Consider the following 23861-nt stretch of genomic DNA (forward strand, 5'->3'; position numbering starts at 1 on the left):
CGGCCGAACTCGGCCCCGCCGTGTCGCGCAACCCCTACCTCGGCTTCAAGGTCAAGGGCCCCAAGGCCGGCGACAAGGTCGTCGTCAACTGGGTCGACAACAAGGGCGACAAAAACAGCGCCGAAGCCACCATCGGCTAAGACGGCAGCAAACGGGCGGGGCGTGACGCCCCGCTCCCGCTTTATTCATCAGGTTTCTGGAGGACGGCATGAAACAACAAATGATTACGAAACTGCTGACGGGAATGGTGGGTCTGGGCATCGCCCTGGGCGCTGCCACGGCATACGCTTCGCCGGAGAAGGACCGTCAGGAAATGGTCAAGTACTACACGGAGAAGTATCCAAACATCAAGCTTGAGGATTATGTCTACGGCGCGCTGGCGTTCGAGCCCGACGCCAAGGCGCAGTACGACGCCATCATGGAGTTCCCGCCTTTCGACTCAATGGTCGAGGCCGGTCGCAAGCTGTGGGAAACCCCGTTCAAGAACGGCAAGACCTACGCCAGCTGCATGCCCAACGGCGGCAAGATGATCGCAGGCAACTACCCGATGTTCAACGAAGCCAAGGGCAAGGTCGTCACGCTGATCGACGCCCTAAACGACTGCCGCGTCGCCAATGGCGAAGAGGCTTACAAGGTGGGCGACACCAAGACCATGGGCTACCTGACTGCCTATATGCGCACCCTGTCCGACGGCATGCTGATGAACATCAAGGCCGAAGGTCCCAAGGCCATGGCAGCGTATAACGACGGCAAGAAGAGCTTTTACCAGCGCAAGGGCCAGCTCAACTTCGCCTGCGCCAGCTGCCACGTGCAGAACGGCGGCGTCAAGCTGCGTTCCGAGCTGATCTCGCCTGCCGTTGGCCATGCCGTGCACTGGCCGGTGTTCCGCGGCGGCGACAACCTGGTGCTGCTGCAGCAGCGCTATGTCGGTTGCTACCGCTCGGTTCGCGCGATTTCGCCGGACCAGGGCAGCACCATGATGAACAACCTGGAGTACTTCCACTCCGCGTTGTCCAACGGTCTGCCGATGAAAGCCTCGGTGTTCCGCAAGTAAGCGGTCGCCCAGCAGAAAAAGCCCGGGCGACCGGGCTTTTTCTTTTTGGTTCGCACTCTAATTAACCCGGATTGCTGAGCTGGAGCTACTATTTACGGGTATACCGCCAGCACCGACAATACATAAAATCAATTTTCATTCGTTTTCAGGAGACCCCCCATGCATATGAACCGTCGCGAATTTCTGCAATTGCTGGCCGTCGCCGCTGCGTCCGGCATGGCAATTGACAGCAAGTCCGCTCTGGCGGGCAAGGCCCCGGCCAACTTCTATGATGTGCCCCGTCATGGCAATGTCTCGTTCATGCATTTCACCGACTGCCACGCCCAGCTGCTGCCGGTGTGGTTCCGCGAGCCCAACGTCAACCTCGGCGTCGGCGGCGCGTTCGGCAAGGTGCCGCACCTGGTCGGGCAGAACCTCCTGAAACATTACGGCATCAAGCCCGGCTCGGCCGAGGCCCATGCCTTCACCTACCTCGATTTCACCGAGGCCGCCAAGGTCTACGGCAAGGTCGGTGGCTTCGCCCACCTGAAAACCCTGGTCGACAAGATTCGCGCGCAGCGCCCAGGCGCACTGCTGCTCGACGGCGGCGATACCTGGCAGGGCTCGGCCACCTCGCTGTGGACCGATGCACAAGACATGGTCGATGCCTGCATCCAGCTGGGCGTCAACATCATGACCCCGCACTGGGAATCGACTTTTGGTGCCGACCGCGTGATGGAAATCGTCAACAGGGATTTCAAGAAAGCCGGCATCGATTTCGTCGCGCAGAACATCATCACCAACGATTTCGGCGACCAGGTGTTCAAGCCCTACACCATGAAGGAACAGAATGGCGTGAAAATCGCCATCGTCGGTCAGGCCTTCCCCTACACGCCGATCGCCAACCCGCGCTGGATGGTGCCGGACTGGAGCTTCGGCATCCGCGACGACAACATGCAGAAATGGGTCGATGACGCACGCGCGAAAGGTGCCAAGGTCGTCGTGGTGCTGTCGCACAACGGCATGGACGTCGACCTCAAGATGGCCAGCCGCGTCACCGGCATCGACGCCATCTTCGGCGGCCACACCCACGACGGCGTGCCGCAGCCGGTCAAGGTCAAGAACGCCAAGGGCGTCACGCTGGTCACCAACGCGGGCTCCAACGGCAAGTTCCTCGGCGTGATGGACTTCGACGTGCGCGGTGGCAAGGTGCAAAGCTTCAAATACCGTCTGTTGCCGGTGTTCTCCAACCTACTGCCGGCCGATCCGGCGATGGATGCCTACATCAAGAAGGTGCGCGCACCCTACGAGAAGAAGCTCAATGAAACGCTCGCCGTCACCGACGATTTCCTCTACCGCCGCGGCAACTTCAACGGCACCTGGGACCAGCTGCTGGTCGACGCGATGATGGACGTCAAGGGCGCGGACGCTGCGTTCTCGCCGGGCTTCCGCTGGGGCACCACGCTGCTGCCGGGGGATCCCATCACGATGGAACGGCTGATGGACCAGACCGCGATCACCTATCCGCAGACCACGCTCACCAACATGAGCGGCGAGATGATCAAGGTCATCATGGAAGACGTCGCCGACAACCTGTTCAATGCCGACCCCTACTACCAGCAGGGTGGCGACATGGTGCGTGTGGGCGGCATCGAGTACACCATGGCACCCAACGCCAAGATGGGCAGCCGGATCACCCGCATGACCATCAAGGGCAAACCGGTAGTGGCCAACAAGAACTACAAGGTTGCAGGCTGGGCGCCGGTGGCTGAAGGTGCAGACGGCGAGCCGATCTGGGAAGTCGTCGCCACCTACTTGCGCGACAAGAAAGTGATCAAGGGTCTGAAGCTGAATGAACCCAAGATCGTCGGTGTCGGCAAGTCCAACCCCGGTATCGCCGACTACAAGGGCGGCGTGTCCTGAACTGGAACTGCAGCACAAGAAAAGGGGCCTCGCGCCCCTTTTTTTCGTCCGCTATTTACCGGCGGCCGCGTCAGATTCTCGGGCGGCGCGGCCGCACCCGCGCCAGCGCGTCGACGAACGCCTGTCGCAGCGCGGGCAGATCAACGGGCGCAATGCCGAACTGCTGCTGCTCCAGCCGGCGCACCGCGTCCACCGCGCTCAAGGCGCCCGTTTCCTGCTGCAGGCGATCCAGCCAGGCGCCCAGGCTGGGCGCGGGCGCGTGCCCAAGCAGGGAAAACCGGCGCACCGCCTGCATCAGCTGCGCGGCGTCCTGTGCCTGGCGAATGGCCTGCAGCCCCCGCCGCCGCCACAAGCGCCAGCGCAACGCCCGCTGCAGAAGCCGGCCCAACACCCCCAGCAGCGCCAGACCGACCAGCCCGGCCCCAGCGCGGCCCACGGTCTGCAGGCGCGGATCGAATACCGTGATTGACTGCGCCGATACCGCGCGGCGGTCGAGTCGTTCGCGCACTGGGTCGTACCATGGCAGGCTCAGCACCGGCAGTTCCAGCTCGCCGCGGGCGCGCGGCTGCAGCGTCAGGGTGACGCGGTGGCGGGTACGCGTCGAGGCCGGATCGGACGGCGCCAGGGCTTCGATCAGCGGCGGATAGACGCCGAGTTCGGGCGTCTCGCGCAACTGCATCGCCAGCAGGGACTTGAGGCCGTCCGCGCTGTACGCCCCCTCGATGTCGATCTGCCAGGCCAGCGGTCGCTGCAGCGGCCAGCGCGCGGGCAAGGGCGCGGCCTTCACGCGCGGCGCAACCGGCGGGATGGTCTCCGGCAGCCAGGCCGGCAGGGCGCCGGCCACATACTCCAGCGCCGGTCCCGGATAGCGCAGGCGCTGGCCGAACAGGCCGGCGTCGAGCATAGGCATGACGACGCGCGCCGCGCCGCCGCGGGTGGGGACCAGCGTCCAGTGAAAACGCGTGCGGGTGCAGCGCTCGCCGGCCACCTCGTCGGGACCCTCGTCCTCGTTCAGCGCGCGCAGCTCGCGGCCACTCTCGGTCGGCAGAACCGGGCGCTGCCAGCGCAAGCCATCGTTGTCGCAGACCGACAAACTCAGGCGTGCGGGCTCGCCGACCCACGGCGCCGCCGGCGTCATCTGCACCTGGATGGCGACCGGCGACCGGTCCTCGCGCCGGGTTGCCACGCTGAGCGGCAAGGCGGCGGTATGCTGCGCGCCCACCTGCAAGGGCGGAATGCGCAGCGCGCCGCTCGCGCGCGGATACAGCGTCAGCACCAGGGTTTCGCTGGCCGGCGCGCGACTCAGCGTGCGCGCAAAAATCTCGAATTCGGTTTCCAGCGACGTCAGGTCGAGTTGATCTAGTTCGAGTCCGCGCGCTTCGATCGTCAGGCTGACCGCCTCGCCCAGCAGCGATGCGGAACGGTCCAGCCGCGCCTCGAGCGCGGCCGCAAGCGCACCGCTGCTCCACGCCGCAGCCAGCAGCAGGGGCAGAATCCGTCGTGTCTTGGCCGGCCTCACCATGGCGGCCTCGGCGTGTCATCGTGACGGGCGTCCTGCTTCAGCAGGTTCTTCAGCAGGGTCGCCGGACGGTCTTGCAGGCCATCGAGTTTTTTCAGGCCGGATGCGGCAAGCCGCGGGTCGAGGCGGGCACGGGCGCGCGGGGGCACCCCGTCCGCCGCGTGGGCGCCGCCATCACCCGGTGCAGCGCGATCGAGCTGCATGCCCGGCGCGTCGGATTCCGGGTCCGGCAGCGCCTCCGAGTCACGATCCAGCGCGACGATGCCCTCGGCCATGTAGCCGCGGCGCCCCCGCAGGTCGCTTGGCGCGGCCACATCGGCCCGGCGGTGGCGAATCAACCGCTGCGCCTGGTCGAGGTTGGCGCGCGCGCGGGCGTCGCCGGGACGCAGGCGCAGCACGATTTCGAACGCCTCAGCCGCGGCCTGCGGGTTGCCGTTGCCGTAGTGCGCGTTGCCGAGGTTGTACAGCGCATCGGTGCGCGCGCGTTCATCGCCGGCTTGCAGCAGCGCCGCGCCGAAGTGCCGGACAGCCGCCGCGTAATCGCCCTGCCGCCAGGCGGCGGCGCCGGCGCCCATCTGTCCGGCATAGCCGCCGATCTGGGCATAGCGGGCTTGCGCAACGGCATACTGTTTCTGCTGCCAGGCCTGCCAGGCGGTGGCCTCGTCGGCCCGCACCGGTGACGGCACCAGCGCCGCGCCCAGCACCAGCAGCGCGGCGCTGGCGACTGCCCGGCGCGGCAGCGAGACAGCCATCAGCAATGCCAGCGCAGGCGCCAGCAGCCAGGGGTAGTGTTCGCGCCAGGCGGGCGCATCGCCGGGTGCGACCGAGTCGCCCGGCAGGCGCGCGATGCCGCCGTCGTAGAGCTGCGCCCAGTCGGCATCGCCATCGCTGACGGCGGCAAAGCGGCCGCCGCTGGCATCGGCCCACTGGCGATATGTTGCGCTGTCCATACGGCTTAAGAGCGGCACGCCATCGCGTGCGGCCAGGCCGCCGTCGGGCAGCGGCACCGGGGCGCCGTCCGCGCTGCCCACGCCGAGCACGAACAGCGGCAGCCGCGCCTGGCGCAGGGCCGCGACCGCGGCGTGGGCCGCCGCGTCGACGCTGTCGGTTTCGACATCGCTCAGCAGCAGCACGGCTTTCGCCTGGCCTGGCGCAGCATCGAGCTGCGCCCGCGCGAGGTCGAGCGCCGCAGCAAGGTTGCTGCCCTGCGCATCGATCAGGCGCGGGTCGAGTTGGTCGAGCGCGCGTTCAAACAGCGCCGTATCGTCGGTCGGCGGCAGCAGCACGCCGGCCTCGCCGGCATAGACGATCAGGGCCAGCCGTTCACCATGCAGCCGCGGCAACAGATCGAGCAGCTCGATGCGCGCCCGGCTCAGCCGGTCCGGCGCAGACGGTTTTTCAGGGGCGTCGGTACGCAGAAATGCGGCGTCTCCGCGGGGGACGAGGTCGGTCGCGCGCATCGAGGCCGAAAGGTCGACCACCACCGCCAGCGTCAGCAGGTGGCGCGGCACGACCTCGCCCTCGCCCTCGCGCACGTCTATCGGCTGGCGCGGGCCGGCTGCCGCCAGCGCCAGCAGCAGCCACGCCAGCGCATGAACCGCCCTGCGCATGCGATGGCCCGCGCGTGCCGAGGACGCGCTCGCCGCCCACGGCAGCAGCGCGGCATCGGCATAGCGCAGCAGGCGCGCACGGCGCTGTCCGCGCCACCAGCCGAGCAGCAGCGGCACCGCCGCCAGCCCCAGCCACCCCGGTTCGCGCCAGTGCAACTGCAGCAAGAAATCCATCATGCCGTCTGCCTCAGCGTCAGCCAGCGCGCCCACGCCAGCACGGCGGCGGCCAGCGCCAGCAGCACCCAGTACCCTTCGCGCGCCTGGCGGTGCTGTGCCGGACGCGACAGGGTCGGCTCGAGCTGGTCGATCGCACGGATCACGCGCGCGGCGTCGTCGGCGCTGGCGATCGCAAAATGCTGGCCGCGGCTGAATTGCGCCAGGTCGATCAGGTCGGGTTGCGGATCGGGCAACGCGGCATTGCCGCCGCGCGCGGCGCGGCCGGCGGCATAGGGGTCGCTGCCGAACTGCAGGGTATGGATCGCGACCCCGGCCTGGCGTGCCACCGCCACCGCCTCGGAGGGCGTCAGCGTGCCGGCGTTGCTGTCGGCGCCGTCGCTGACCAGGATCACCACCGGACGCAGGCGGCGCGTCGTCACCTGCTTGAGCGCCATGCCGAGCGCGTCGCCCAGCGCGGTGTCGCCGCCCAGCATGCCGACCTGGATGCGCTGGATCTGCGCGATGGCGTGCTGGCGATCGAAGGTCGGCGGGGTCAGCGTCGCCACCTCGCTGCCGAACACGATGACGCCGAAGCGGTCGCCGGGACGGCCTTCGATGAAGCGGGCGAGCGTGTCCTTGAGCACCGTCATGCGTTCGACGTCGAGATCGCCCTGTCTGAAATCGCGGATGCTCATCGTGAGCGAGGTGTCGATCAGCAGCACCATGTCGCGTCCTTCCGGCGGCGGCGTGATCCAGTCGCCGACCTGACGCGGCTGCGCCAGCGCCAGCACCAGCAGACCAAACGCCAGCGCGCGCAGTACAACCGGCCGGCGCAGGCTGGGCGCGGGCAGCGACGCCACGGCCGCCAGCGGCAGCGCCGGGTGGTTGAGCACCAGTCCCGCGCCCTCGCCCTGGCGATCGGCCAACACGCGCCGCCAGGCCAGCCCGAACCAGCCGGCGACCCCGAGCCACAGCAGCAGCCAGCGCGGCTGCGCCAGCTCAAACCCGAGCGGCAGCATCCAGTCAGACATGGCGCTTCCAAACGCGCGCGGTTTCGCACAGCGCGGCCAGGGCCGCATACGCGTCGGGCGGCGACGGCGCGAAACGCAATTGGGTCAGGCGCGTCGCCCACTCTGCCCAGGCGCCAGGATCGTGCCCGGGCGGGCACTGCGCGGCCTCGATCCGCGCAAGCCCCAGGCGCTCCCGCGCCCACGCATCGAGCTGCGCCGCGAGCGCCGGCACCGGCGCCTGTTGCAGGCCCACAGCCGCGGCAATGCGCCGCAGCGCGCGGTGATGACGGCGGCGATGCCACAGCCAGGCCGCCAGCGCGATGCACGCCACCGCCGCCAGCGCGGCAACGCCCCACCCCGCCAGGCTGCTGCCGGCCGCCACTGTTGCAGGCGCAACCGGCGCGATGATGTCGGCAAGTTCGGTGCGCGGATCAGCCATGGATCAGGGGTACGACCAGATCGTCGGCTTCGCTGCCCACCCATTGATGGCGCACCCCGGCGCGGGCAAAGCGCGCCGCCTGCGCGTCGAGACGCTGCGTCCAGGCCGACTGGCAGGCGTCGCGCACCGCGGCCTGCGCGGTGTCGAGCCACGCGCCCTGCCCGCTCGCCATGTCGTGGAAACGCACCAGTCCCAGGTCCGGCAGCACGCGCTCGGCCGCGTCGATGATCTGGATCGCCCACACCTCGAAACGCGCAGCCAGCCGCGCCAGCTGCGATTCGTGTTCGGCCGTGAGCCAGCCGAAATCGCTGACCAGCACCAGTTGCGCGCCGCGCGGCAGACTGGCTTCGAGCGCGGCGAGGCGGTCGGCATGATGCAGCGATTCGGTCGATGCCGGGTCGGTCAGCGGCGGACACGGCGCCGCCGCCTGCTCGATCAGCGCGAGTGCGGCCAGCCGGCCATGGCGCGGCGGCAGATCCTGATCCTGCGCATCCCACAAGGTGGCGCCGATCACGCCGTTGCGTCCTGCGGTGGCAAACGACAGCACCGCGGCCACCCTGGCTGCCTGCGCGACCTTGAGCCGGCGGCGCGTGCCGAAGCGCATGGTGGCGCCGCGATCGATCACCAGGTGCACCGTCGGCTGGCGCTCCTCGCGGTAGATCTTCAGGTGCGGACGGCCGGTGCGCGCGGTGGTGCGCCAGTCCATGTCACGGATGTCGTCGCCGGGACTGTACAGCCGCGACTCCTCGAAATCGAGGCCGCGCCCGAGCCAACGCGAGGCCCAGTCGCCGGCATGGTGGTCATGCACTTCGCGCATCGGCTGCGTCGCCAGCAGACTCGCCTGCGCGGCGAGGCCGGCCATGTCGGCCGCCGCAATCAGCGGCGCGTGCACGACAGCCTCCGTGCTGTCCGGCTGCGCGCCCAGACGCAGCAGCCGCTTCAGCCGCACCGGCATCACGGCGCCGGCACGGCCTCGAGCAGACCGGCGATGAAGGTGTCGCGGTCGAGTTTCTGCAGCCGCGCATCGAGGCTCAACGTGATCCGGTGGCGCAGGCAGTCGGCCGCCAGTTCGCGCACGTCGTCCGGCGTCACGTAGTCGCGGCCGCGCAAATAGGCCGCGGCCGCCGACGCATGCAGCAGCGCGAGCGCGGCGCGCGGGCTGGCGCCCACGTCCACGGCGTGCGCCCAGTCGGCACGCCATTCGCCAGGTGCACGGGTGGCCCGCACCAGCGTGACGATGTAGCGCTCGACTTCGTCCGACACATGCACCTGCCGCACCTCCTCGCGCGCCGCCAGCACGGTCGCGGTGTCGATCACCGCCGTCAGCGGCGCCCGCCCGGCCACGGACGGATGTGCGCGATCGCGGCGCAGGATTTCCAGCTCCTCGGCATCACTCGGATAGTCCAGCGACACGTGCAGCAGGAAGCGGTCGAGCTGCGCTTCCGGCAGCGGATAAGTGCCGGCCTGCTCCAGCGGATTTTGCGTCGCCATCACCATGAACAGCGGCGGCAGCGGACGCGTCACGCCGCCCACCGTGATCTGGTGTTCTTGCATCGCCTCCAGGAGCGCAGCCTGGACCTTGGCGGGCGCGCGGTTGATTTCGTCGGCGAGGATGATTTCCTGGAACAGCGGGCCTTCGACGAACGCGAATTGACCCTCGTGATAGATATCGGTCCCGGTCAGATCGCCCGGCAGCAGATCGGGGGTGAACTGGATACGACGGAAGCTGCCGTGGATGGCGGCGGCGAGCGTCTTCACCGCCGTCGTCTTGGCCAGCCCCGGCAGGCCCTCGACCAGCACGTGCCCATCGGCGAGCAGGCCGATCACCAGACGGTCGAGCAGCGTGTCCTGACCGACGATGACGCCTGACAAGGCCTGGCGCAGCTCAAGGATGCGGGGTTGATTCGACATGGGCATTCCAGACTTTGAAAGAAAACCACATTAACGGGGCGGCCTGACGGCAGCAATGGGTGCAAAGGCCTAATCCTACAAGGCATGCTGCGCGGCCCTTCAGGTTTTTTCGCCGGATGCCAGCAACAGTCCGCCCCAGGGTAGCGTCTTGGGCACGCCGCGTTCCAGCCAGGTCGCAGACCCCGATCCTGAAGGCAGAAAAATGGCCGAGCGCAGTTTCAGGTTTTTCACCGGCAAGCCGGCGAATAGAGCGCGCACTTCGCGGGCGGTGTGCCAGCGCGCACCGCGATAGGCACCGCTGCCGCCATGACGGCCTTTTTGCCAGTACAGCAGGCTGGACCGGTTGAGCCAGCCCAGGGCGAAGCGGCGCCGCGCCACCCGCAAGGCTTCAGCCACCGCCTGCCGCTCGTCGTCGATAAAGCACAGGGCGGCAATCGACAGCACATGATCGAAGCTGGCGTCGGCAAACGGCAGCGCGCGCCCATCACCTTCCACCCAGCGCAAAGCCGGGCTGCTGTGGGCACGCGCGAAATCCAGCCAAGCCGCATTGGGGTCGAGCCCTGTGACGACAAGCTTGTCGGCCGCGGCGCGGCGGGTGAACCAGCCGGTGCCGCAGCCGACGTCGAGCAGGCTGTCGCCCGGCTGCGCAGCAAGCCCTCGCGTGGCCAGCGCGTATTCGGTTTCGCCTATCCAGCGCCCGCGCGGGGTGTCGTACCAAGCGTCGTAATCGTCAGGCTGCATGTGCTAGGTTTCGAGCATGCGCTCGAGCGGCCCTTCGAGCGCCTCGGTCAGGCGGGCCAGCGCCGTCGGATCGTGGCCTGCCGCGGCCAGTGCAGCGCATACGTCGGCCGGCATCAGAATCACGCCGTCGGCCGGCTGGATCGCGTGTCCGTTCAGCAGCAGCGAAGGAAAGCCCATGCCGTGCGCATCGCGTTCGGCGCTGAATGCAACCTCACTTGCGGCGCCCAGATGCGAGGCGATGACTTCCGCATACGCCACGTAGAGACCGCATCGCCCGCCGGGCGGCTTCTGCGAGATGACCCGAATGTGCAGACTCATCATGGGTGAAAAAATCAACTCCGGGCGGGATTGAGGCGCGGGTGCGTTTCCTCGCACGCCAGCAGCACGATCAGGCCGGAAACGAACATCGCGGCCGCGGTGAACCAGAAGCCCGCCTCGATGCCGCCGGCGAGTGCCGCGACCGCGCCCAGCAGCAGCGCGCCGATGCCGTAGCCGAGGTCGCGCCAGAAGCGGTAGATGCCGATCGCCGAGCCGCGCCAGTTGGGATGCGCGATGTCGGACACCGCGGCAGACAGCGTGGGGTACAGGAGCGCCATGCCGAAGCCCATCACCGCGGCGGCGAACGACCACCACAGCTCGCCCTCGCCCAACAGCACCAGGCCGACGCCAGCGCCGCACACCCACATGCCGGCGACGATGGGTTTCTTGCGGCCGATGCGGTCGGACAGGTGGCCGGTGAGGAACTGCGAGATGCCCCAGACGAAGCCATAGACGCCGACCACCCAGCCGATGCCGGCGAGCGAGAGGCCCTGCTGGTAGAGATAGACCGGGAAGAACACCCACACCAGCGCGTCGACGAATTTCTCCACCAGCCCGGCTTGGCTGACCGAGGCCATGCGCGCATCGCGCCAAGACATCAGCGTGAAGACTTCCCAGGTGCTGGGGGTGTCCGCAATGTTGGTCGGATAGCGCGGTGTCGGGCCGGTCATCTGGCCGGCGGCATGCTTGCGGCCTTCGGCATGCGCCCACGGCAGCGTGTCCTTCACCCACAGCAGCGTCAGCAGGCCGGCGGCGCCGATCACGATCACGCCGAAAATCAGCAGGCCTTCGCGCGGCCCGTAGGCGGTGGCGAGGTAGCCGGTGATGATGCCCGCCACCGCGACGCCGAAGTAGCCGGAGAATTCGTTGAGGCCGATGGTCAGCCCGCGCTGGTCGGCGGTGGTGAGGTCGAGCTTGGAGGTCTGCGTCATCGACCAGGCGAGGCCCTGGTTCACGCCCAGCAATACGGTCGCCGCGACGATCCAGCCCCAGCTCGGCGCGTACAGGATCATGAAGGGAATCGGCACCGCGGCCAGCCAGCCGATGAACAGCACCTTCTTGCGGCCCATGCGCTCGGACATGCGCCCGGCGACGAAATTGAGCGATCCCTTGACGAAGCCGAAGGCGGTGACGAAGGCCATCAGCATCATGAACGATCCCTTGGCGACGCCGAACTCGGATTCGGCAAGCGCCGGCACCACGGTGCGGAACATGCCGATGGTGAGGCCGACGAAGAACACCTGCACCAGCTGGTGCGAGAACTGGGCGAGGTTGTGGCGGATGCCGAAGCGGTACGCGTCCCCCCCATGGGCCACGTCTTGGGTCAACGGCATGTTCATTGGCCGAGGTTGAACGCGACCATGCGATCCATTTCCGCGGGGCGCGGCGGGATCGTCTCGGTCAGCGCGGTGACGAATTCATCGCGGCTCATCGACAGCATCGGATTCGAGCGCTTCTCGAAACCCAGGGTCGACATCGGCTTGCCCGACATGCCGGCGCCGCACGCGCTGCCCGAGGTGTGGCCGGGATAGAGCTCGACCTCGGCCGGCAGCGTGAGCAGACGCTGCTGCAGCGTGTCGTAGAGCTGCCCGGCCATCTCGGCTTCCTGACCGGCCAGATCGGGACGGCCGGCGCTGCCGACGAACAGCGTGTCGCCCGTCAGCACGAACCACGGCACTTCGGTGCGGCGCTTGTCGGTGACGACCAGGCAGATCGAATCGGGCGTGTGCCCGGGCGTGTGGATCACGTCGACGAGGACGTTGCCGACCTCGATGCGCTGCTTGTCCAGCAGCGGCTCGAACGGAAAGCTCACACGGCCGGCGTTGGATGCGTGCAGGCAGTAGGCCGCGCCGGTCAGTTCGGCGAGCTTGCGGCCGCCGGAGAAATGATCGGCGTGCACGTGCGTGTCGATGATGTGGGTGATCTTCACGTCCTGCTTCGCGGCTTCGTCGAGGAACCACTGCTCGTCGCCGAGCACGGGGTCGATGGCGACGCCGACATGGCACGAGCCGCAACCGAAGAAATAGGACAGGGTGGCGTCTTTGGTGAGGAGTTGACGGAAAAACATGGGAGTCTCCTTTATTCGTTTTCTGTTTCGACAGGCCGGCCAGCCGCGCGCCATTCCGGCACGCCATCCTGCAGACGCATGGCGTGAATGCCGTGCTCACGCAGCAGCGCGACGGCCTCCTTGCCCCACAGGCAGAACGGTCCGCGGCAATACGCCACCACCGGTTTTTTGCGCGGCAACTCACGGACGCGCGCGCGCAGTTCACCCAGCGGCATCGATTGCGCATGCGGCAGATGGCCGGTGTCGTATTCCTCGCGCGGGCGCACGTCGATCACGACGACATCGCCACGCGCGGCGCGCTGCAGCAATTCCGCGGGGGTGAGCGGCGACAGCTCGTCGCTGTGCTCGGCCAGCTGCGCCAGCGCCAGCTGCAGCTCGACCAGACGGTCTTCCGCAAGCGCGCGCAAGGCCACCCAGAAGTCGCCAACCGCCAGCGAGGACACCCGGTAGTGGATGTACTTGCCGTCGCGCCGGGTTTCCACCAGTTGCGCCTGGCGCAATTCCTTGAGGTGGGCGCTGGCGAGCTTCATGGAAATCTGCGCGTCGGCGGCGAGTTGCTCGACGGTCTTTTCGCCCTGGCAGAGGATTTCGATCAGCTCCAGCCGCTTGGGGCTGGAAATGGCCTTGCCCATGCGGGCAACCTGCGCGTAGAGGCGATCCTTGATGATGCGGCTGGGATCGGTCATGCGATGCACCCTCCAATTAAACAATCTAATGACTGTTAGATTATTGGACAAGACGGGACAAGGCAAGCGGTATTTTCTACCCGCCTTGCGGCGACTCGATGGATCAGTCGCGGCCGGACCGGGGGGTCAACGCAACAGCAGCAGGGGGATCTTCGCCTCGCGGATCGGGTAGTGGTGCTGCCGACCAGGAATTCGCGAATCTTGGAATGGCCGTAGGCGCCCATCACGATCAGGTCGATGGCGTGCTCGGTGCGGTAGGCGCACAGCACGTCCTCGACCTGGCCGGAACGCAGGAGGGCGGTCACCGCGAAGCCGGCTTGGGCCAGCATCGCGCGTGCCCACTCGAGCTGTTCCAGAAACGGCCGCCCCGCCCGCTCAGGCGGGATGACGCGGACGACGGTGTCGAAACGTGCGGAGGGTGATAGTCTGGACTGAGACCTATCCCAGGAATTTCCCATGCGCACCGAAACCCCGACCACGATCTACCTCAAGGATTATGTGCCCCCCGCCTGGTGGGTCGACACGGTCGATCTCCGTATCACAATCCATCCGGACCACGCCGAAGTGCGCGCCAGGCTGGCCTGCCGGCGCAATCCGCAGGGGGCCGGCGGCGCGCTGGTTCTGAATGGTGAAGACCTCGCCCTGCAGGCGCTGAGCCTCGACGGCGCCGCGCTCGACCCCACGCGTTATACCCTGACCGACGACACGCTGAGCATCGCCGGTCCGTTGCCGGACGCCTTCGTGCTCGAAACCGGGGTGCGCATCGAGCCGGACAGCAACACGCAACTGTCCGGCCTCTACCGCTCCCGCGACGGCTACTTCACCCAGTGCGAGGCCGAGGGCTTCCGCCGCATCACCTACTTTCCCGATCGCCCCGACGTGATGGCGCGCTTCAGCTGCACCCTCGAGGCCGATGTCGAGCGCTTCCCGCAATTGCTGTCGAACGGCAACCGGGTTGCGTCCGGCATCAGCGAGCACGACGCCTCGCGCCACTGGGCGCGCTGGGAAGACCCGTTCCCCAAGCCCTGCTACCTGTTCGCGCTGGTCGCCGCCAAGCTGGACATGCTGGAGGATGAATTCGTCACCGGTTCCGGCCGCAGCGTGCGCCTCGCCGTGTATGTCGAACCGGGCAAGCTCGACCAGTGCGGCCACGCCATGGCGGCGCTGAAGAAATCGATGCGCTGGGACGAAGAACGCTTCGGCCTCGAAATGGACCTCGACCACTACATGATCGTTGCGGTGGGCGACTTCAACATGGGGGCGATGGAGAACAAGGGCCTCAACATCTTCAACACCAAGTACGTGCTGGCCCGCCCCGACACCGCGACCGATACCGACTACCAGAACATCGACCGCGTCGTCGGCCACGAGTATTTCCACAACTGGACCGGCAATCGCGTCACCTGCCGCGACTGGTTCCAGCTGTCGCTGAAGGAAGGCCTCACCGTCTTCCGCGACCAGGAGTTCGGCGCCGACACGCACTCGCGCGCCGTCACCCGCATCCAGGAAGTGCGCGCCCTGCGCGTCGGCCAGTTTCCCGAGGACGCCGGCCCGATGGCGCATCCGGTGCGCCCGGCGTCCTACGCCGAAATCAACAATTTCTACACCGCCACGGTCTACAACAAGGGCGCCGAAGTCGTGCGCATGATCCACACGCTGCTTGGGCGCGAAGGGTTTCGCAAAGGCATGGACCTCTATTTCCAGCGCCACGACGGCCAGGCCGTCACCTGCGAGGATTTCGTCGCCGCCATGCAGGATGCCTCCGGCGTCGACCTCACCCAGTTCCGCCGTTGGTATGCCCGTGCCGGCACGCCGCGTCTCAAGGCCGAGGGGGCATGGGATGCAGCGGCCCGTCGCTACACGCTCACCCTCGCGCAAAGCCTCGCACCCACCGCCTACGAACAGCGCCTGGCGGAGGCGGGCATGCCAATCGTCGAAGGCCCGCTGCACATTCCGGTGGCGCTCGGCCTGGTGCTGCCCGACGGCACGGATGCCCCGCTGCGCCTCGCCAACGAGACCGCGCCGCGGGGCTCCACGCGCGTGCTGTCGCTCACCGCCGCAACCCAGACCTTCGTTTTCGAGGACATTGCGGCGGCGCCGGTCGCCTCGCTGCTGCGCGACTTTTCCGCGCCGGTGCAGCTTGAGTTCGAACAGGCCGATGCCGAACTCGCCCACTTGATGGCGCACGACGCCGACGCGTTCAACCGCTGGGAAGCAGGCCAGCGCCTCGCCACCCGCGTGCTGCTCGCCGGCATCGCGGCCGGTGGCGAGGGTGCCGGCTGGATCCCCGCAGACTTCGTCGCCGCCTGCGGCCGCGTGCTCGACGCCGGCCTCACCCACGACCCTGCGCTCGCCGCCGAAGCCTTGGTGCTGCCGGCCGAGCAAGTGCTGGCCGAGGACGTAGCCGGTCGCGGTCAGATCATCGACCCCGAGGCGATCCACCGTGCACGTGTCAGCCTGCGGCGCCACCTAGCAATGCAATTGCGCGACCGCTTCGAGACCGTGTGGACCACGCTCTCCCCGGCCGAACCCTACGCTGCGGACGGCGCCCAGGTTGGCCGCCGCGCCCTGCGCAATCTCTGCCTCGGCTATCTGGCCGAAAGCGACAACGCTTATCTGCGCGACGCCGTGATGCCGCGCCTGCTGGCCCAGTTCGAAGCCGGCGGCAACATGACCGACGTCATCGCCGCGCTCGGGACGCTGGCCAACCTCGACCTGCCCGAACGCGAAACCGCGCTGGCAGCGTTCTACGCGCGCTGGCACGACGAAGCACTGGTGGTCGACAAATGGCTGCAGGTACAGGCGATGTCGCGTCTGCCCGGCACCGCGGCACGGGTGCGAGAACTCATGCAGTCCCCGACCTTCGACCTCAAGAATCCGAACAAGGTCTACGCCCTGGTGCGCAGCTTCTGCGCCGCCAACCCGCGTCATTTCCACGCGACCGACGGCAGCGGCTACGCGCTGGCGGCCGATGTCATTATCGAGCTGCAGGCGATCAATCCACAGGTGGCGTCGCGTCTGGCGCGCAGCTTCGACCGCTGGCGCCAGTTCGATGCCGTGCGGCAGGACCACGCACGGACTGCGCTGGAGCAAATCGCGCGCTGCGAGAACCTGGCCAAAGACGTCGCCGAGGTCGTCGGCAATGCCCTGAAATGAACGGGGCGATGCGTTGCCCTGTGCCACCGGCCTGATGCGCTGCCCGGTTTGCGAAGCCGCGTCAGCGCGATTCTTTCTCCACGTCGTCGCGCGCGACTACTGGCGCTGCGTTGACTGCGAGGCGACTTTTCTCGACCCCGCGCAGCGCCCGGACGCCGCCACCGAAGCGGCGCAATACCGCCTGCATTGCAACGAACCGGATGACGCTGCGTATCGCGGCTTCCTCGGGCATCTGGCCAGGCCGCTCCTCGACCGCCTGCCCCCCGCGCAGCACGGGCTGGACTACGGCTGCGGACCGGGGCCGGTACTGGCGGCCATGCTGCGCGAGGCGGGGCACATCGTGGCGCTGTACGACCCGTTCTACTTCGACGATGCGACCGTGCTTGCCCAGGCCTACGATTTCATCTCCTGCACCGAAGTGACCGAGCATTTTCACCATCCCGCCGATGAATTCAGGCGGCTCGAACAGCTGCTGAAGCCCGGCGGCGTGCTGGCCGTGATGACGGCTTTCCTGACCGACGACACGCGCTTTGCCGACTGGCATTACCGGCGCGATCCGACTCATGTGGTGTTCTATCGGCCCGCGACGTTTCATCATCTGGCCCGGCAGCATGGCTGGGCATGTGAAATCCCCTGCCCGAATGTCGCCCTGCTGTTCAAACGGGAAGGCTGACCTGGCGCACCCGTCAGGGCTTGCGCCACAAGGCCTGCCAGCCCGCCAGCCCCAGGTTCTGCAGGGTTTCGATATTGCGCTGATAGATCGTCTCGGCCTCGGGGAAGGCCGCCACTGCGCGCGCGATGCTGGCCTCGCGCAACAGATGCAGGGTCGGGTATGGCGCCCGGTTGGTGTAGTTGCCGAGGTCGTCGGGCGCGGTGCCCTCGAACTGGAAGCGTGGGTGGAAGCTGGCGATCTGGATCACGCCGTCCAGCCCGTGCTCGTCGATGGCGGCCTCGGCCAGCTGCATGAAATCGTTGAAATCGAGAAAGTCCGGCAACAGCGTGGGATGGATCAACAGCGTGGTATCGACTGCTTCGGGATCGGCGGCAGCGAGAAAATCCAGCTCGCGGTCGAGGTCTTCCAGCAGGCCGTCCAGATGCCGGGCCGTGCTGACCACGAAGCGCACCTGGTTCTTCACGTAGACCGCCTTGGCGAACGGGCACAGGTTGAGCCCGATGACCGCCTTGTCGATCCATTCCCGCATGGCCGCGATGACTTCAGCTTCGTCCATGTTGCCTGCCCCAAACGCCTGTAAGGGCGGAACTTTAACGGATACAATGGCTTATTGTCCGCCGTTCACGCAAAAGCCCCTTAAAAATGAAAAGCAGCGCCATCCGCCAGAGCTTCCTCGACTTCTTCGCCTCCAAGGGCCACACCATTGTTCCCTCCAGCCCGCTGGTGCCGGGCAACGACCCGACCCTGCTGTTCACCAACGCCGGCATGGTGCAGTTCAAGGACGTGTTCACCGGCCAGGACACACGCGCCTACACCCGCGCGGTGTCGTCACAACGCTGCGTGCGCGCAGGCGGCAAGCACAACGACCTGGAAAACGTTGGCTACACCGCGCGCCACCACACCTTCTTCGAGATGCTGGGCAACTTCAGCTTCGGCGACTATTTCAAACAGGACGCGATCAAATATGCGTGGGAATTCCTGACCCAGGTCTTGAAGCTGCCGACCGAAAAGCTGTGGGTCACGGTGTACGCCGAAGACGACGAGGCCTACGACATCTGGCACAACGACATCGGCGTGCCTAAGGATCGCATCATTCGAATCGGCGACAACAAGGGCGCGCGCTACGCCAGCGATAACTTCTGGGCGATGGGCGACACCGGCCCCTGCGGTCCCTGCACCGAAATCTTCTACGACCACGGCGAGGGCATTTACGGCGGCCCGCCCGGCTCCCCGGATGAAGACGGCGACCGCTACATCGAAATCTGGAACAACGTGTTCATGCAGTTCAACCGCGATGAATCCGGAACGATGCACCCGCTGCCCAAGCCCAGCGTTGACACCGGCATGGGGCTGGAGCGCATTTCGGCGGTGATGCAACACGTGCATTCCAACTACGAAATCGACCTGTTCCAGGCGCTGATCGCCGCCGGCGCGCGCGAGACGCAAACCAGCGATCTTGCGAGCAACTCGCTCAAGGTCATTGCCGACCATATCCGCGCCTGTTCCTTCCTGATCGTCGACGGCGTCATTCCCGGCAACGAGGGGCGCGGCTACGTGCTGCGCCGCGTCATCCGCCGCGCGATCCGCCATGGTTACAAACTGGGCGCGCGCACCGCCTTCTTCCATCGCATCGTGCCCGACCTCGCGACGGTGATGGGCGACGCCTACCCCGAACTGATGAAGGCGCAGGCGCGCGTCACCGACATCCTGCGGCAGGAAGAGGATCGCTTCTTCGAGACCATTGAGCACGGCATGGGCATCCTCGAAACCACGCTGAAGACATTGCCCGCCGGCGGCGTGTTCGACGGCGAACTGGCGTTCAAGCTACACGACACCTATGGCTTCCCGCTCGACCTCACCGCCGACATCTGCCGCGAGGCGAATGTGAACGTCGACACCGCCGCATTCGACGCCGCGATGCAACGGCAAAAGGACCAGGCACGCGCCGCCGGCAAGTTCAAGCTCGGCGCCGGGCTGGACTACGCGGGCGCGGCGACCACCTTCCACGGCTACGACACGCTGACGCGCGACGCCACCGTGCTCGCGCTCTACAAGAACGGCGCCGCGGTCAACGAACTCAGGGAAGGCGAACTCGGCGTGGTCGTGCTCGATCACACGCCCTTCTATGCCGAGTCCGGCGGCCAGGTCGGCGATCGCGGCGCGCTACAGAGCACCCACGGCGTGTTCGAAGTTGAGGACACGCTGAAAATTCAGGCGCAGGTATTCGGCCACCACGGCGTGGTGAAGACCGGCTCGCTGACGCTCGGTGACGCTGTCCTCGCGCGGGTCGACGAAGACGCGCGCGCCCGCACCATGCGCAACCACTCGGTCACCCACCTGATGCACAAGGCATTGCGCGAGGTGCTGGGCGATCACGTGCAGCAGAAGGGCTCGCTGGTGGATGCTGAAAAAACCCGCTTCGACTTCGTGCAGCCGAGCCCGATGAGCGCCGCGCAAATCCGCGAAGTGGAAGCGCGCGTCAACGCCGAGATCCTCGCCAACACCGCGACCCAGGCGCGCGTGATGCCGATCGACGAGGCGCAGAAGACCGGCGCGATGATGCTGTTCGGCGAGAAATACGGCGACGAGGTGCGGGTGCTCGACATCGGCAGTTCGCGCGAATTGTGCGGCGGCACCCACGTTACGCGCACCGGCGACATCGGTGCTTTCAAGATCCTGCTGGAAACCGGCGTCGCCGCTGGTATCCGCCGGGTCGAGGCGACCACCGGCACCGGCGTGCTCAGCTACCTTGGCGAAACCGAAAAGAACCTCGGCGCGATTGCGCAACTGGTCAAGGCCACCCCGGCGGAAGCGGCCGAGCGCGTGACCCAATTGATGGAACACAGCCGCGCGCTGGAAAAGGAGCTCGACCGCCTGAAGTCGAAGCTCGCCTCCAGCCAGGGCGACGAACTGGTGCAGCAGGCCGTCGAGGTCGCCGGTGTGCGCGTGCTGGCGGCGCTACTCGACGGCGTCGACGCCAAGGGCCTGCGCGAGACCGCCGACAAGCTGCGCGACAAGCTACAATCCTGCGCGCTGGTGCTGGGTACGGTGGCCGACGGCAAGGTCAGCCTGATCGCCGCGGTGACGCCCGACGTGACCGGCCGCATCAAGGCCGGCGATCTGGTCAACCATGTCGCCACTCAGGTCGGCGGCAAGGGCGGCGGCAAACCGGACATGGCGATGGCCGGCGGCAACGCGCCGGGCGCCTTGCCGGCGGCCCTCGCCTCGGTGCCCGCTTGGGTACAAGGCAGGCTGTCTTGACCTGTTGGAACAGTTTTTGCACGATCATCCGTGCCATGCACGTATGCATGCATTCCGATCCCTGCGATAGATAGACTGAGACGATGAGTTCACTGGCCGCCAAACTTGCTTCGCACCTTTCCCGACTCGTGCCTTTCGGCACCGGAGGCGACAATCCGCAGGCCAGTCCGCGCGCAGCGATACGCTGGATCGAGAATCTGCCGGTCGGCGACGCCTTCAAGGCTCAGCAGGCCATCTGTCAGGAACTCAAGCGCTTCAATGCGGAAAATTCGTCAAAGTACACGCGCGATCGACTGATGATTTTCATGTTGCTCGACGAAAAGGCGAGCGACCTGCAGGACACCCTGGTGCGCCAATACCTGCGCAACCCGCGCATGTCGCGCTCGCTGGAAAGCCAGCTCTGGCACGCCGTGTACGGCCATTATTGGGAAGTGGCGCGGGGCTACCACGCCTTTGTGCTGCATCTCACCCAGGGAGTAGGCAAGACACCGCACGATGCCGACATCCAGCTGGTCACGCTGCGCGCGATCCGCGCCATGGGCCAGCTGCTGAAGTGGCGCGCGATCCGCTACCTGCCGGCAAGCGAGAAACTGTGGCTGCGCCTGCACAATCTGTATCGCGTCGCCGAAACCGGGCAGTTCCACCGGCTACCGCAGCGGGTGTATCCCGAGGACGCGGCAACTTGCAACTGCGAAACGGCCTATCTGCATATCCTGATGGTCGACCTGGCCAACTCCGGTACGCTCTACCCGCGCCAGCTCGACCTGCTCGACCGCTGGCTGTGCGGCTGGCACGACTCGCTGAGCCTGGATACCGCTTTCGCGTCCGATACCCACACTTTCTACATCGACCTGTCGGCCGACCACGGGCCGCGCCATGTCCGCAAGCCCAACGACGACAAGCCCTTGCGCTACTGGAGCACGGCCGGGCTGCTGCAGAAGCTGGACGAACTGCAAACCTCATTGCGCGCCGGGCACATCGCGCCTTCGGAACTGGGCCTGACCAGCGGCGCACGCACCAGCGAAAGCCTCGAACTGCTGCACCACCTGCTGCACCAGTGGGCACCGCTCGCCACCCGCGAGCAACGCCGCGCGCCGCGCGAGGCAAGCAAGCGCCTGGTCGACGTGGCACACGGCATCAACGCCATCGTCAACCAACTCAAGGCGAGCGAAAGCGGGACCGCATCGCCCTACGGCACTGGACTCAGCTACAGCGAAGTCGACGATGTGCAGGTGTATGGCTTCATCACCGACCGCACCCGCGAACGCGTCTCGCACCTGCATGTTCCGACCGTCGCGGTCTCGCCCGACGTCGAACGCTGGGTCATGCACGACGAAAGCGAATGCGGCTACGGCGCCATTGTGGAATCGCGCGACCGGGACTGGCTGCGGGTCGGCGCCCTGATCGGCATCAAGCCGCACGACGCCCGGATCTGGGCAATCGGCATCGTGCGCCGCATTTCGCGCATCAACGACGATACCAGCTCGATCGGGGTCGAAACGCTGCGCGAGCCGCCCGCCCTGGTCACGCTCTACGAAATCTCGCCGTCGGGTTATCTGGTAGACGGTTTCGACAGCAACGGCGGGGGGCTGCCGCACGCCAGCCTGTTGCTGGCCCGCAACGACGGCACCCCCGACAGCCTCATCCTCGACCCCGTGCATTTCATGCCGGGCAAAACCGCCGAACTGCGCGGCATGGGCCAGCCCCGGCTCATCACGCTGGGCAATCCGATTGAGCACAGCGAGGGCTGGATGCGCGTCACGGTGGTTCCCCAGCCCGGCTGACGCCGCCAGCCGCACGGGCTGGTTTAACTTTCAGCGTTCCTCTGGCACAATCGTCGAAAATCCGACACGCGCACAATAATCCCCTTCTCCCCGAGAGCAGGCGCGGTCGCGACACCATTGGACCTGGAGGATATGTGTCCCAAACCAACAAACCGAGCCTGCTGATCGTCGATGACGACCCGCTGATTTCCGACACGCTTACCTACGTTCTGGGCAAGGACTTCGAGATCTCGGCCGCCGAGTCGCGAGCCCAGGTCAAGAGCCTGATGATGCAGCTGGATGAGCCGCCGCAACTGGCGCTGGTCGACCTCGGTCTGCCGCCGCAGCCACACAAGCCGGACGAGGGCTTTGCCCTGATCGCCGACCTGCTCGGCATCTCGCCCAGCATCAAGATCCTGGTGCTGTCGGGCCAGAGCGACGAGGCCAACGCGCGCCACGCGCGTGCGCTCGGCGCGATCGATTTCGTCGCCAAGCCATGCGAACCCGAGCGGCTCAAGTCGCTGCTGTTCAACGCCCTGCTGGTGCAGGATGCCGAGCGCAGCGCCGACAAGGTGCCAACGCCGGTCAAGGATTCCGGCATCGTCGGCGCCAGCCCGGCGATGGACAAGCTGCGCGAGCAGATCAAGCAGTACGCCGCCGCCCCCTTCCCGGTGTTGATCGAGGGCGAATCCGGCAGCGGCAAGGAGCGCGTCGCCTCCAGCCTGCACAGCTTGTCGCCACGTGCGGCCAAGCCCTATCTGGCGCTCAACTGCGCAGCGATTTCGCCGACGCTGGTCGAGCCGACCCTGTTCGGCTACGCCAAGGGCGCCTTCACCGGCGCCACCAGCGCGCGTGCCGGCTATTTCGAGGAAGCCGAGAACGGCACGCTGTTCCTCGACGAGATCGGCGAACTGCCGCTGGAACTGCAGGCCAAGCTCTTGCGCGTGCTGGAAAACGGCGAATACCAGCGCGTCGGCGAAACCCAGCCGCGCTTTTCCAACGCCCGCGTGGTCACCGCGACCAACCGCGACCTGCGCGCCGAGATCAAGGCCGGCCGCTTCCGCGCCGACCTCTACCACCGGCTGTCGGTGTTTTCCATTGCGGTGCCGCCGCTGCGGGAAATGGGCGAGGACAAGCTCACCCTGCTCGACCACTTCCGCGATTTCTACGCGCGCGAAGCCAAGAGCCAGCCGTTCACGCTCGATACGCGCGCGCAGCAACTGTGGGCGGACTATCACTTCCCTGGCAACGTGCGCGAACTGCGCAACATTGCTATCCGCCTCACCACCAAATACCCCGGCATGGCGGTCGACGTTCAGCAACTGGAAACCGAACTCGATACCGACCAGGCCTATCCGCAGGAAATCCCGCTTGCCAGCGACAGCAAGGCGCTGATCGACATGGCGCGCAAGCAGTTGCAAACGCTGGCCAACTTCAACCTCGACGCCACCCTGCGGCAATGGGAAAAAGCCTACGTCGAGGCCGCGCTCACCATGACCCACGGCAATCTGTCGCAGGCGGCCAAGCTGCTGGGGATCAACCGCACCACGCTCTATAGCCGTATGCAGACGTACGGAACTGAATAATCCCCCTC

General features: G+C 66.8%; 21 protein-coding genes. 8 read left to right on the forward strand and 13 right to left on the reverse strand.

The genetic code is table 11. From position 1 onward, the window contains the following. The 3 genes from Q8R61_RS14110 to soxB all read left to right on the forward strand — a co-directional run. A partial coding sequence (locus tag Q8R61_RS14110) for a thiosulfate oxidation carrier complex protein SoxZ (RefSeq protein WP_305538190.1) occupies nucleotides 1–140 on the forward strand: 140 nt, incomplete at its 5' end. Nucleotides 141–220: 80 nt separating this feature from the next. After that, nucleotides 221–1054, forward strand: coding sequence for a sulfur oxidation c-type cytochrome SoxA (gene soxA, locus Q8R61_RS14115; protein WP_305538375.1), 834 nt, complete (start codon nucleotides 221–223; stop codon nucleotides 1052–1054). Nucleotides 1055–1213: 159 nt separating this feature from the next. Next, entirely contained in the window at nucleotides 1214–2956 is a 1743-nt protein-coding gene (gene soxB / locus Q8R61_RS14120; RefSeq protein WP_305538377.1) for a thiosulfohydrolase SoxB, read from the forward strand. Nucleotides 2957–3026: 70 nt separating this feature from the next. On the opposite strand, the gene Q8R61_RS14125 is transcribed toward soxB, so the two are convergent. From Q8R61_RS14125 to Q8R61_RS14955, 12 genes are all read right to left on the reverse strand, one after another. Next, the gene (locus Q8R61_RS14125) at nucleotides 3027–4478 is read right to left on the reverse strand and encodes a hypothetical protein (RefSeq protein ID WP_305538379.1); all 1452 of its coding nucleotides are present in this window, start codon (nucleotides 4476–4478) and stop codon (nucleotides 3027–3029) included. Continuing rightward, nucleotides 4472–6262, reverse strand: coding sequence for a VWA domain-containing protein (locus Q8R61_RS14130; RefSeq protein WP_305538381.1), 1791 nt, complete (start codon nucleotides 6260–6262; stop codon nucleotides 4472–4474). Before Q8R61_RS14130 ends, Q8R61_RS14125 begins: the two co-directional genes overlap by 7 nt. Then, on the reverse strand, nucleotides 6259–7272 hold the full coding sequence (locus Q8R61_RS14135) for a VWA domain-containing protein (protein WP_305538383.1): 1014 nt from the start codon (nucleotides 7270–7272) through the stop codon (nucleotides 6259–6261). Before Q8R61_RS14135 ends, Q8R61_RS14130 begins: the two co-directional genes overlap by 4 nt. After that, on the reverse strand, nucleotides 7265–7690 hold the full coding sequence (locus Q8R61_RS14140) for a hypothetical protein (RefSeq protein ID WP_305538385.1): 426 nt from the start codon (nucleotides 7688–7690) through the stop codon (nucleotides 7265–7267). The genes Q8R61_RS14135 and Q8R61_RS14140 overlap by 8 nt, the downstream gene beginning before the upstream one ends. Beyond that, complete coding sequence (locus tag Q8R61_RS14145) at nucleotides 7683–8645, reverse strand: DUF58 domain-containing protein (protein ID WP_305538387.1); 963 nt, start codon at nucleotides 8643–8645, stop codon at nucleotides 7683–7685. Before Q8R61_RS14145 ends, Q8R61_RS14140 begins: the two co-directional genes overlap by 8 nt. After that, nucleotides 8645–9601 (reverse strand): MoxR family ATPase, encoded by a 957-nt coding sequence (locus Q8R61_RS14150; RefSeq protein WP_305538389.1) that lies wholly within the window; start codon nucleotides 9599–9601, stop codon nucleotides 8645–8647. Before Q8R61_RS14150 ends, Q8R61_RS14145 begins: the two co-directional genes overlap by 1 nt. A gap of 99 nt (nucleotides 9602–9700) precedes the next feature. Continuing rightward, on the reverse strand, nucleotides 9701–10342 hold the full coding sequence (locus Q8R61_RS14155; protein WP_305538391.1) for a class I SAM-dependent methyltransferase: 642 nt from the start codon (nucleotides 10340–10342) through the stop codon (nucleotides 9701–9703). Nucleotides 10343–10345: 3 nt separating this feature from the next. Beyond that, nucleotides 10346–10663, reverse strand: coding sequence for a hypothetical protein (locus Q8R61_RS14160; RefSeq protein ID WP_305538393.1), 318 nt, complete (start codon nucleotides 10661–10663; stop codon nucleotides 10346–10348). 11 nt (nucleotides 10664–10674) lie between these two features. Continuing rightward, on the reverse strand, nucleotides 10675–11994 hold the full coding sequence (locus tag Q8R61_RS14165) for an MFS transporter (RefSeq protein ID WP_305538395.1): 1320 nt from the start codon (nucleotides 11992–11994) through the stop codon (nucleotides 10675–10677). A 2-nt stretch (nucleotides 11995–11996) separates the two neighbouring features. After that, the gene (locus tag Q8R61_RS14170; protein WP_305538397.1) at nucleotides 11997–12728 is read right to left on the reverse strand and encodes an MBL fold metallo-hydrolase; all 732 of its coding nucleotides are present in this window, start codon (nucleotides 12726–12728) and stop codon (nucleotides 11997–11999) included. Between the two features lie 11 nt (nucleotides 12729–12739). After that, a complete protein-coding gene (locus Q8R61_RS14175) occupies nucleotides 12740–13414 on the reverse strand; it encodes a metalloregulator ArsR/SmtB family transcription factor (protein WP_305538399.1) in 675 nt (224 codons plus the stop codon). Nucleotides 13415–13449: 35 nt separating this feature from the next. Next, on the reverse strand, nucleotides 13450–13872 hold the full coding sequence (locus Q8R61_RS14955) for a universal stress protein (RefSeq protein ID WP_371133651.1): 423 nt from the start codon (nucleotides 13870–13872) through the stop codon (nucleotides 13450–13452). Here Q8R61_RS14955 and pepN point away from each other — a divergent pair. Both pepN and Q8R61_RS14185 read left to right on the forward strand, forming a co-directional pair. After that, entirely contained in the window at nucleotides 13871–16570 is a 2700-nt protein-coding gene (gene pepN / locus Q8R61_RS14180) for an aminopeptidase N (protein WP_305538401.1), read from the forward strand. The genes Q8R61_RS14955 and pepN overlap by 2 nt on opposite strands. Before the next feature lie 13 nt (nucleotides 16571–16583). After that, on the forward strand, nucleotides 16584–17243 hold the full coding sequence (locus Q8R61_RS14185; RefSeq protein ID WP_305538403.1) for a class I SAM-dependent methyltransferase: 660 nt from the start codon (nucleotides 16584–16586) through the stop codon (nucleotides 17241–17243). 13 nt (nucleotides 17244–17256) lie between these two features. On the opposite strand, the gene Q8R61_RS14190 is transcribed toward Q8R61_RS14185, so the two are convergent. Continuing rightward, nucleotides 17257–17799: a DUF1415 domain-containing protein gene (locus Q8R61_RS14190; protein WP_305538405.1), complete on the reverse strand. Its 543-nt coding sequence runs from the start codon at nucleotides 17797–17799 to the stop codon at nucleotides 17257–17259. Between the two features lie 86 nt (nucleotides 17800–17885). On the opposite strand from Q8R61_RS14190, the gene alaS reads away from it, so the two are divergent. The 3 genes from alaS to Q8R61_RS14205 all read left to right on the forward strand — a co-directional run bounded on the left by alaS (nucleotide 17886) and on the right by Q8R61_RS14205 (nucleotide 23853). Next, the gene (gene alaS / locus Q8R61_RS14195; RefSeq protein WP_305538407.1) at nucleotides 17886–20504 is read left to right on the forward strand and encodes an alanine--tRNA ligase; all 2619 of its coding nucleotides are present in this window, start codon (nucleotides 17886–17888) and stop codon (nucleotides 20502–20504) included. An 83-nt stretch (nucleotides 20505–20587) separates the two neighbouring features. Next, complete coding sequence (locus tag Q8R61_RS14200; protein WP_305538409.1) at nucleotides 20588–22288, forward strand: hypothetical protein; 1701 nt, start codon at nucleotides 20588–20590, stop codon at nucleotides 22286–22288. Between the two features lie 134 nt (nucleotides 22289–22422). Further along, nucleotides 22423–23853 carry a sigma-54 dependent transcriptional regulator gene (locus tag Q8R61_RS14205; protein WP_305538411.1) on the forward strand — a complete coding sequence of 477 codons (1431 nt, stop codon included), beginning with the start codon at nucleotides 22423–22425 and terminating at the stop codon, nucleotides 23851–23853. The last annotated feature ends 8 nt before the right edge of the window (nucleotides 23854–23861 follow it).

The organism is Thiobacillus sp. (assembly GCF_030696885.1).
GTDB lineage: Bacteria > Pseudomonadota > Gammaproteobacteria > Burkholderiales > Thiobacillaceae > Thiobacillus.

What these genes read in the sequence shown, in the direction of transcription:
- Q8R61_RS14155 (WP_305538391.1), bottom strand. Translation starts at nt 10,342, where the DNA reads ATGCAGCCTGACGATTACGACGCTTGGTACGACACCCCGCGCGGGCGC.
- pepN (WP_305538401.1), top strand. Translation starts at nt 13,871, where the DNA reads ATGCGCACCGAAACCCCGACCACGATCTACCTCAAGGATTATGTGCCC.
- soxB (WP_305538377.1), top strand. Translation starts at nt 1,214, where the DNA reads ATGCATATGAACCGTCGCGAATTTCTGCAATTGCTGGCCGTCGCCGCT.
- Q8R61_RS14145 (WP_305538387.1), bottom strand. Translation starts at nt 8,645, where the DNA reads ATGCCGGTGCGGCTGAAGCGGCTGCTGCGTCTGGGCGCGCAGCCGGAC.
- Q8R61_RS14150 (WP_305538389.1), bottom strand. Translation starts at nt 9,601, where the DNA reads ATGTCGAATCAACCCCGCATCCTTGAGCTGCGCCAGGCCTTGTCAGGC.
- alaS (WP_305538407.1), top strand. Translation starts at nt 17,886, where the DNA reads ATGAAAAGCAGCGCCATCCGCCAGAGCTTCCTCGACTTCTTCGCCTCC.
- Q8R61_RS14160 (WP_305538393.1), bottom strand. Translation starts at nt 10,663, where the DNA reads ATGATGAGTCTGCACATTCGGGTCATCTCGCAGAAGCCGCCCGGCGGG.
- Q8R61_RS14140 (WP_305538385.1), bottom strand. Translation starts at nt 7,690, where the DNA reads ATGGCTGATCCGCGCACCGAACTTGCCGACATCATCGCGCCGGTTGCG.
- Q8R61_RS14175 (WP_305538399.1), bottom strand. Translation starts at nt 13,414, where the DNA reads ATGACCGATCCCAGCCGCATCATCAAGGATCGCCTCTACGCGCAGGTT.
- soxA (WP_305538375.1), top strand. Translation starts at nt 221, where the DNA reads ATGATTACGAAACTGCTGACGGGAATGGTGGGTCTGGGCATCGCCCTG.
- Q8R61_RS14130 (WP_305538381.1), bottom strand. Translation starts at nt 6,262, where the DNA reads ATGATGGATTTCTTGCTGCAGTTGCACTGGCGCGAACCGGGGTGGCTG.
- Q8R61_RS14135 (WP_305538383.1), bottom strand. Translation starts at nt 7,272, where the DNA reads ATGTCTGACTGGATGCTGCCGCTCGGGTTTGAGCTGGCGCAGCCGCGC.
- Q8R61_RS14955 (WP_371133651.1), bottom strand. Translation starts at nt 13,872, where the DNA reads ATGGGAAATTCCTGGGATAGGTCTCAGTCCAGACTATCACCCTCCGCA.
- Q8R61_RS14190 (WP_305538405.1), bottom strand. Translation starts at nt 17,799, where the DNA reads ATGGACGAAGCTGAAGTCATCGCGGCCATGCGGGAATGGATCGACAAG.
- Q8R61_RS14170 (WP_305538397.1), bottom strand. Translation starts at nt 12,728, where the DNA reads ATGTTTTTCCGTCAACTCCTCACCAAAGACGCCACCCTGTCCTATTTC.
- Q8R61_RS14165 (WP_305538395.1), bottom strand. Translation starts at nt 11,994, where the DNA reads ATGCCGTTGACCCAAGACGTGGCCCATGGGGGGGACGCGTACCGCTTC.
- Q8R61_RS14200 (WP_305538409.1), top strand. Translation starts at nt 20,588, where the DNA reads ATGAGTTCACTGGCCGCCAAACTTGCTTCGCACCTTTCCCGACTCGTG.
- Q8R61_RS14125 (WP_305538379.1), bottom strand. Translation starts at nt 4,478, where the DNA reads ATGGTGAGGCCGGCCAAGACACGACGGATTCTGCCCCTGCTGCTGGCT.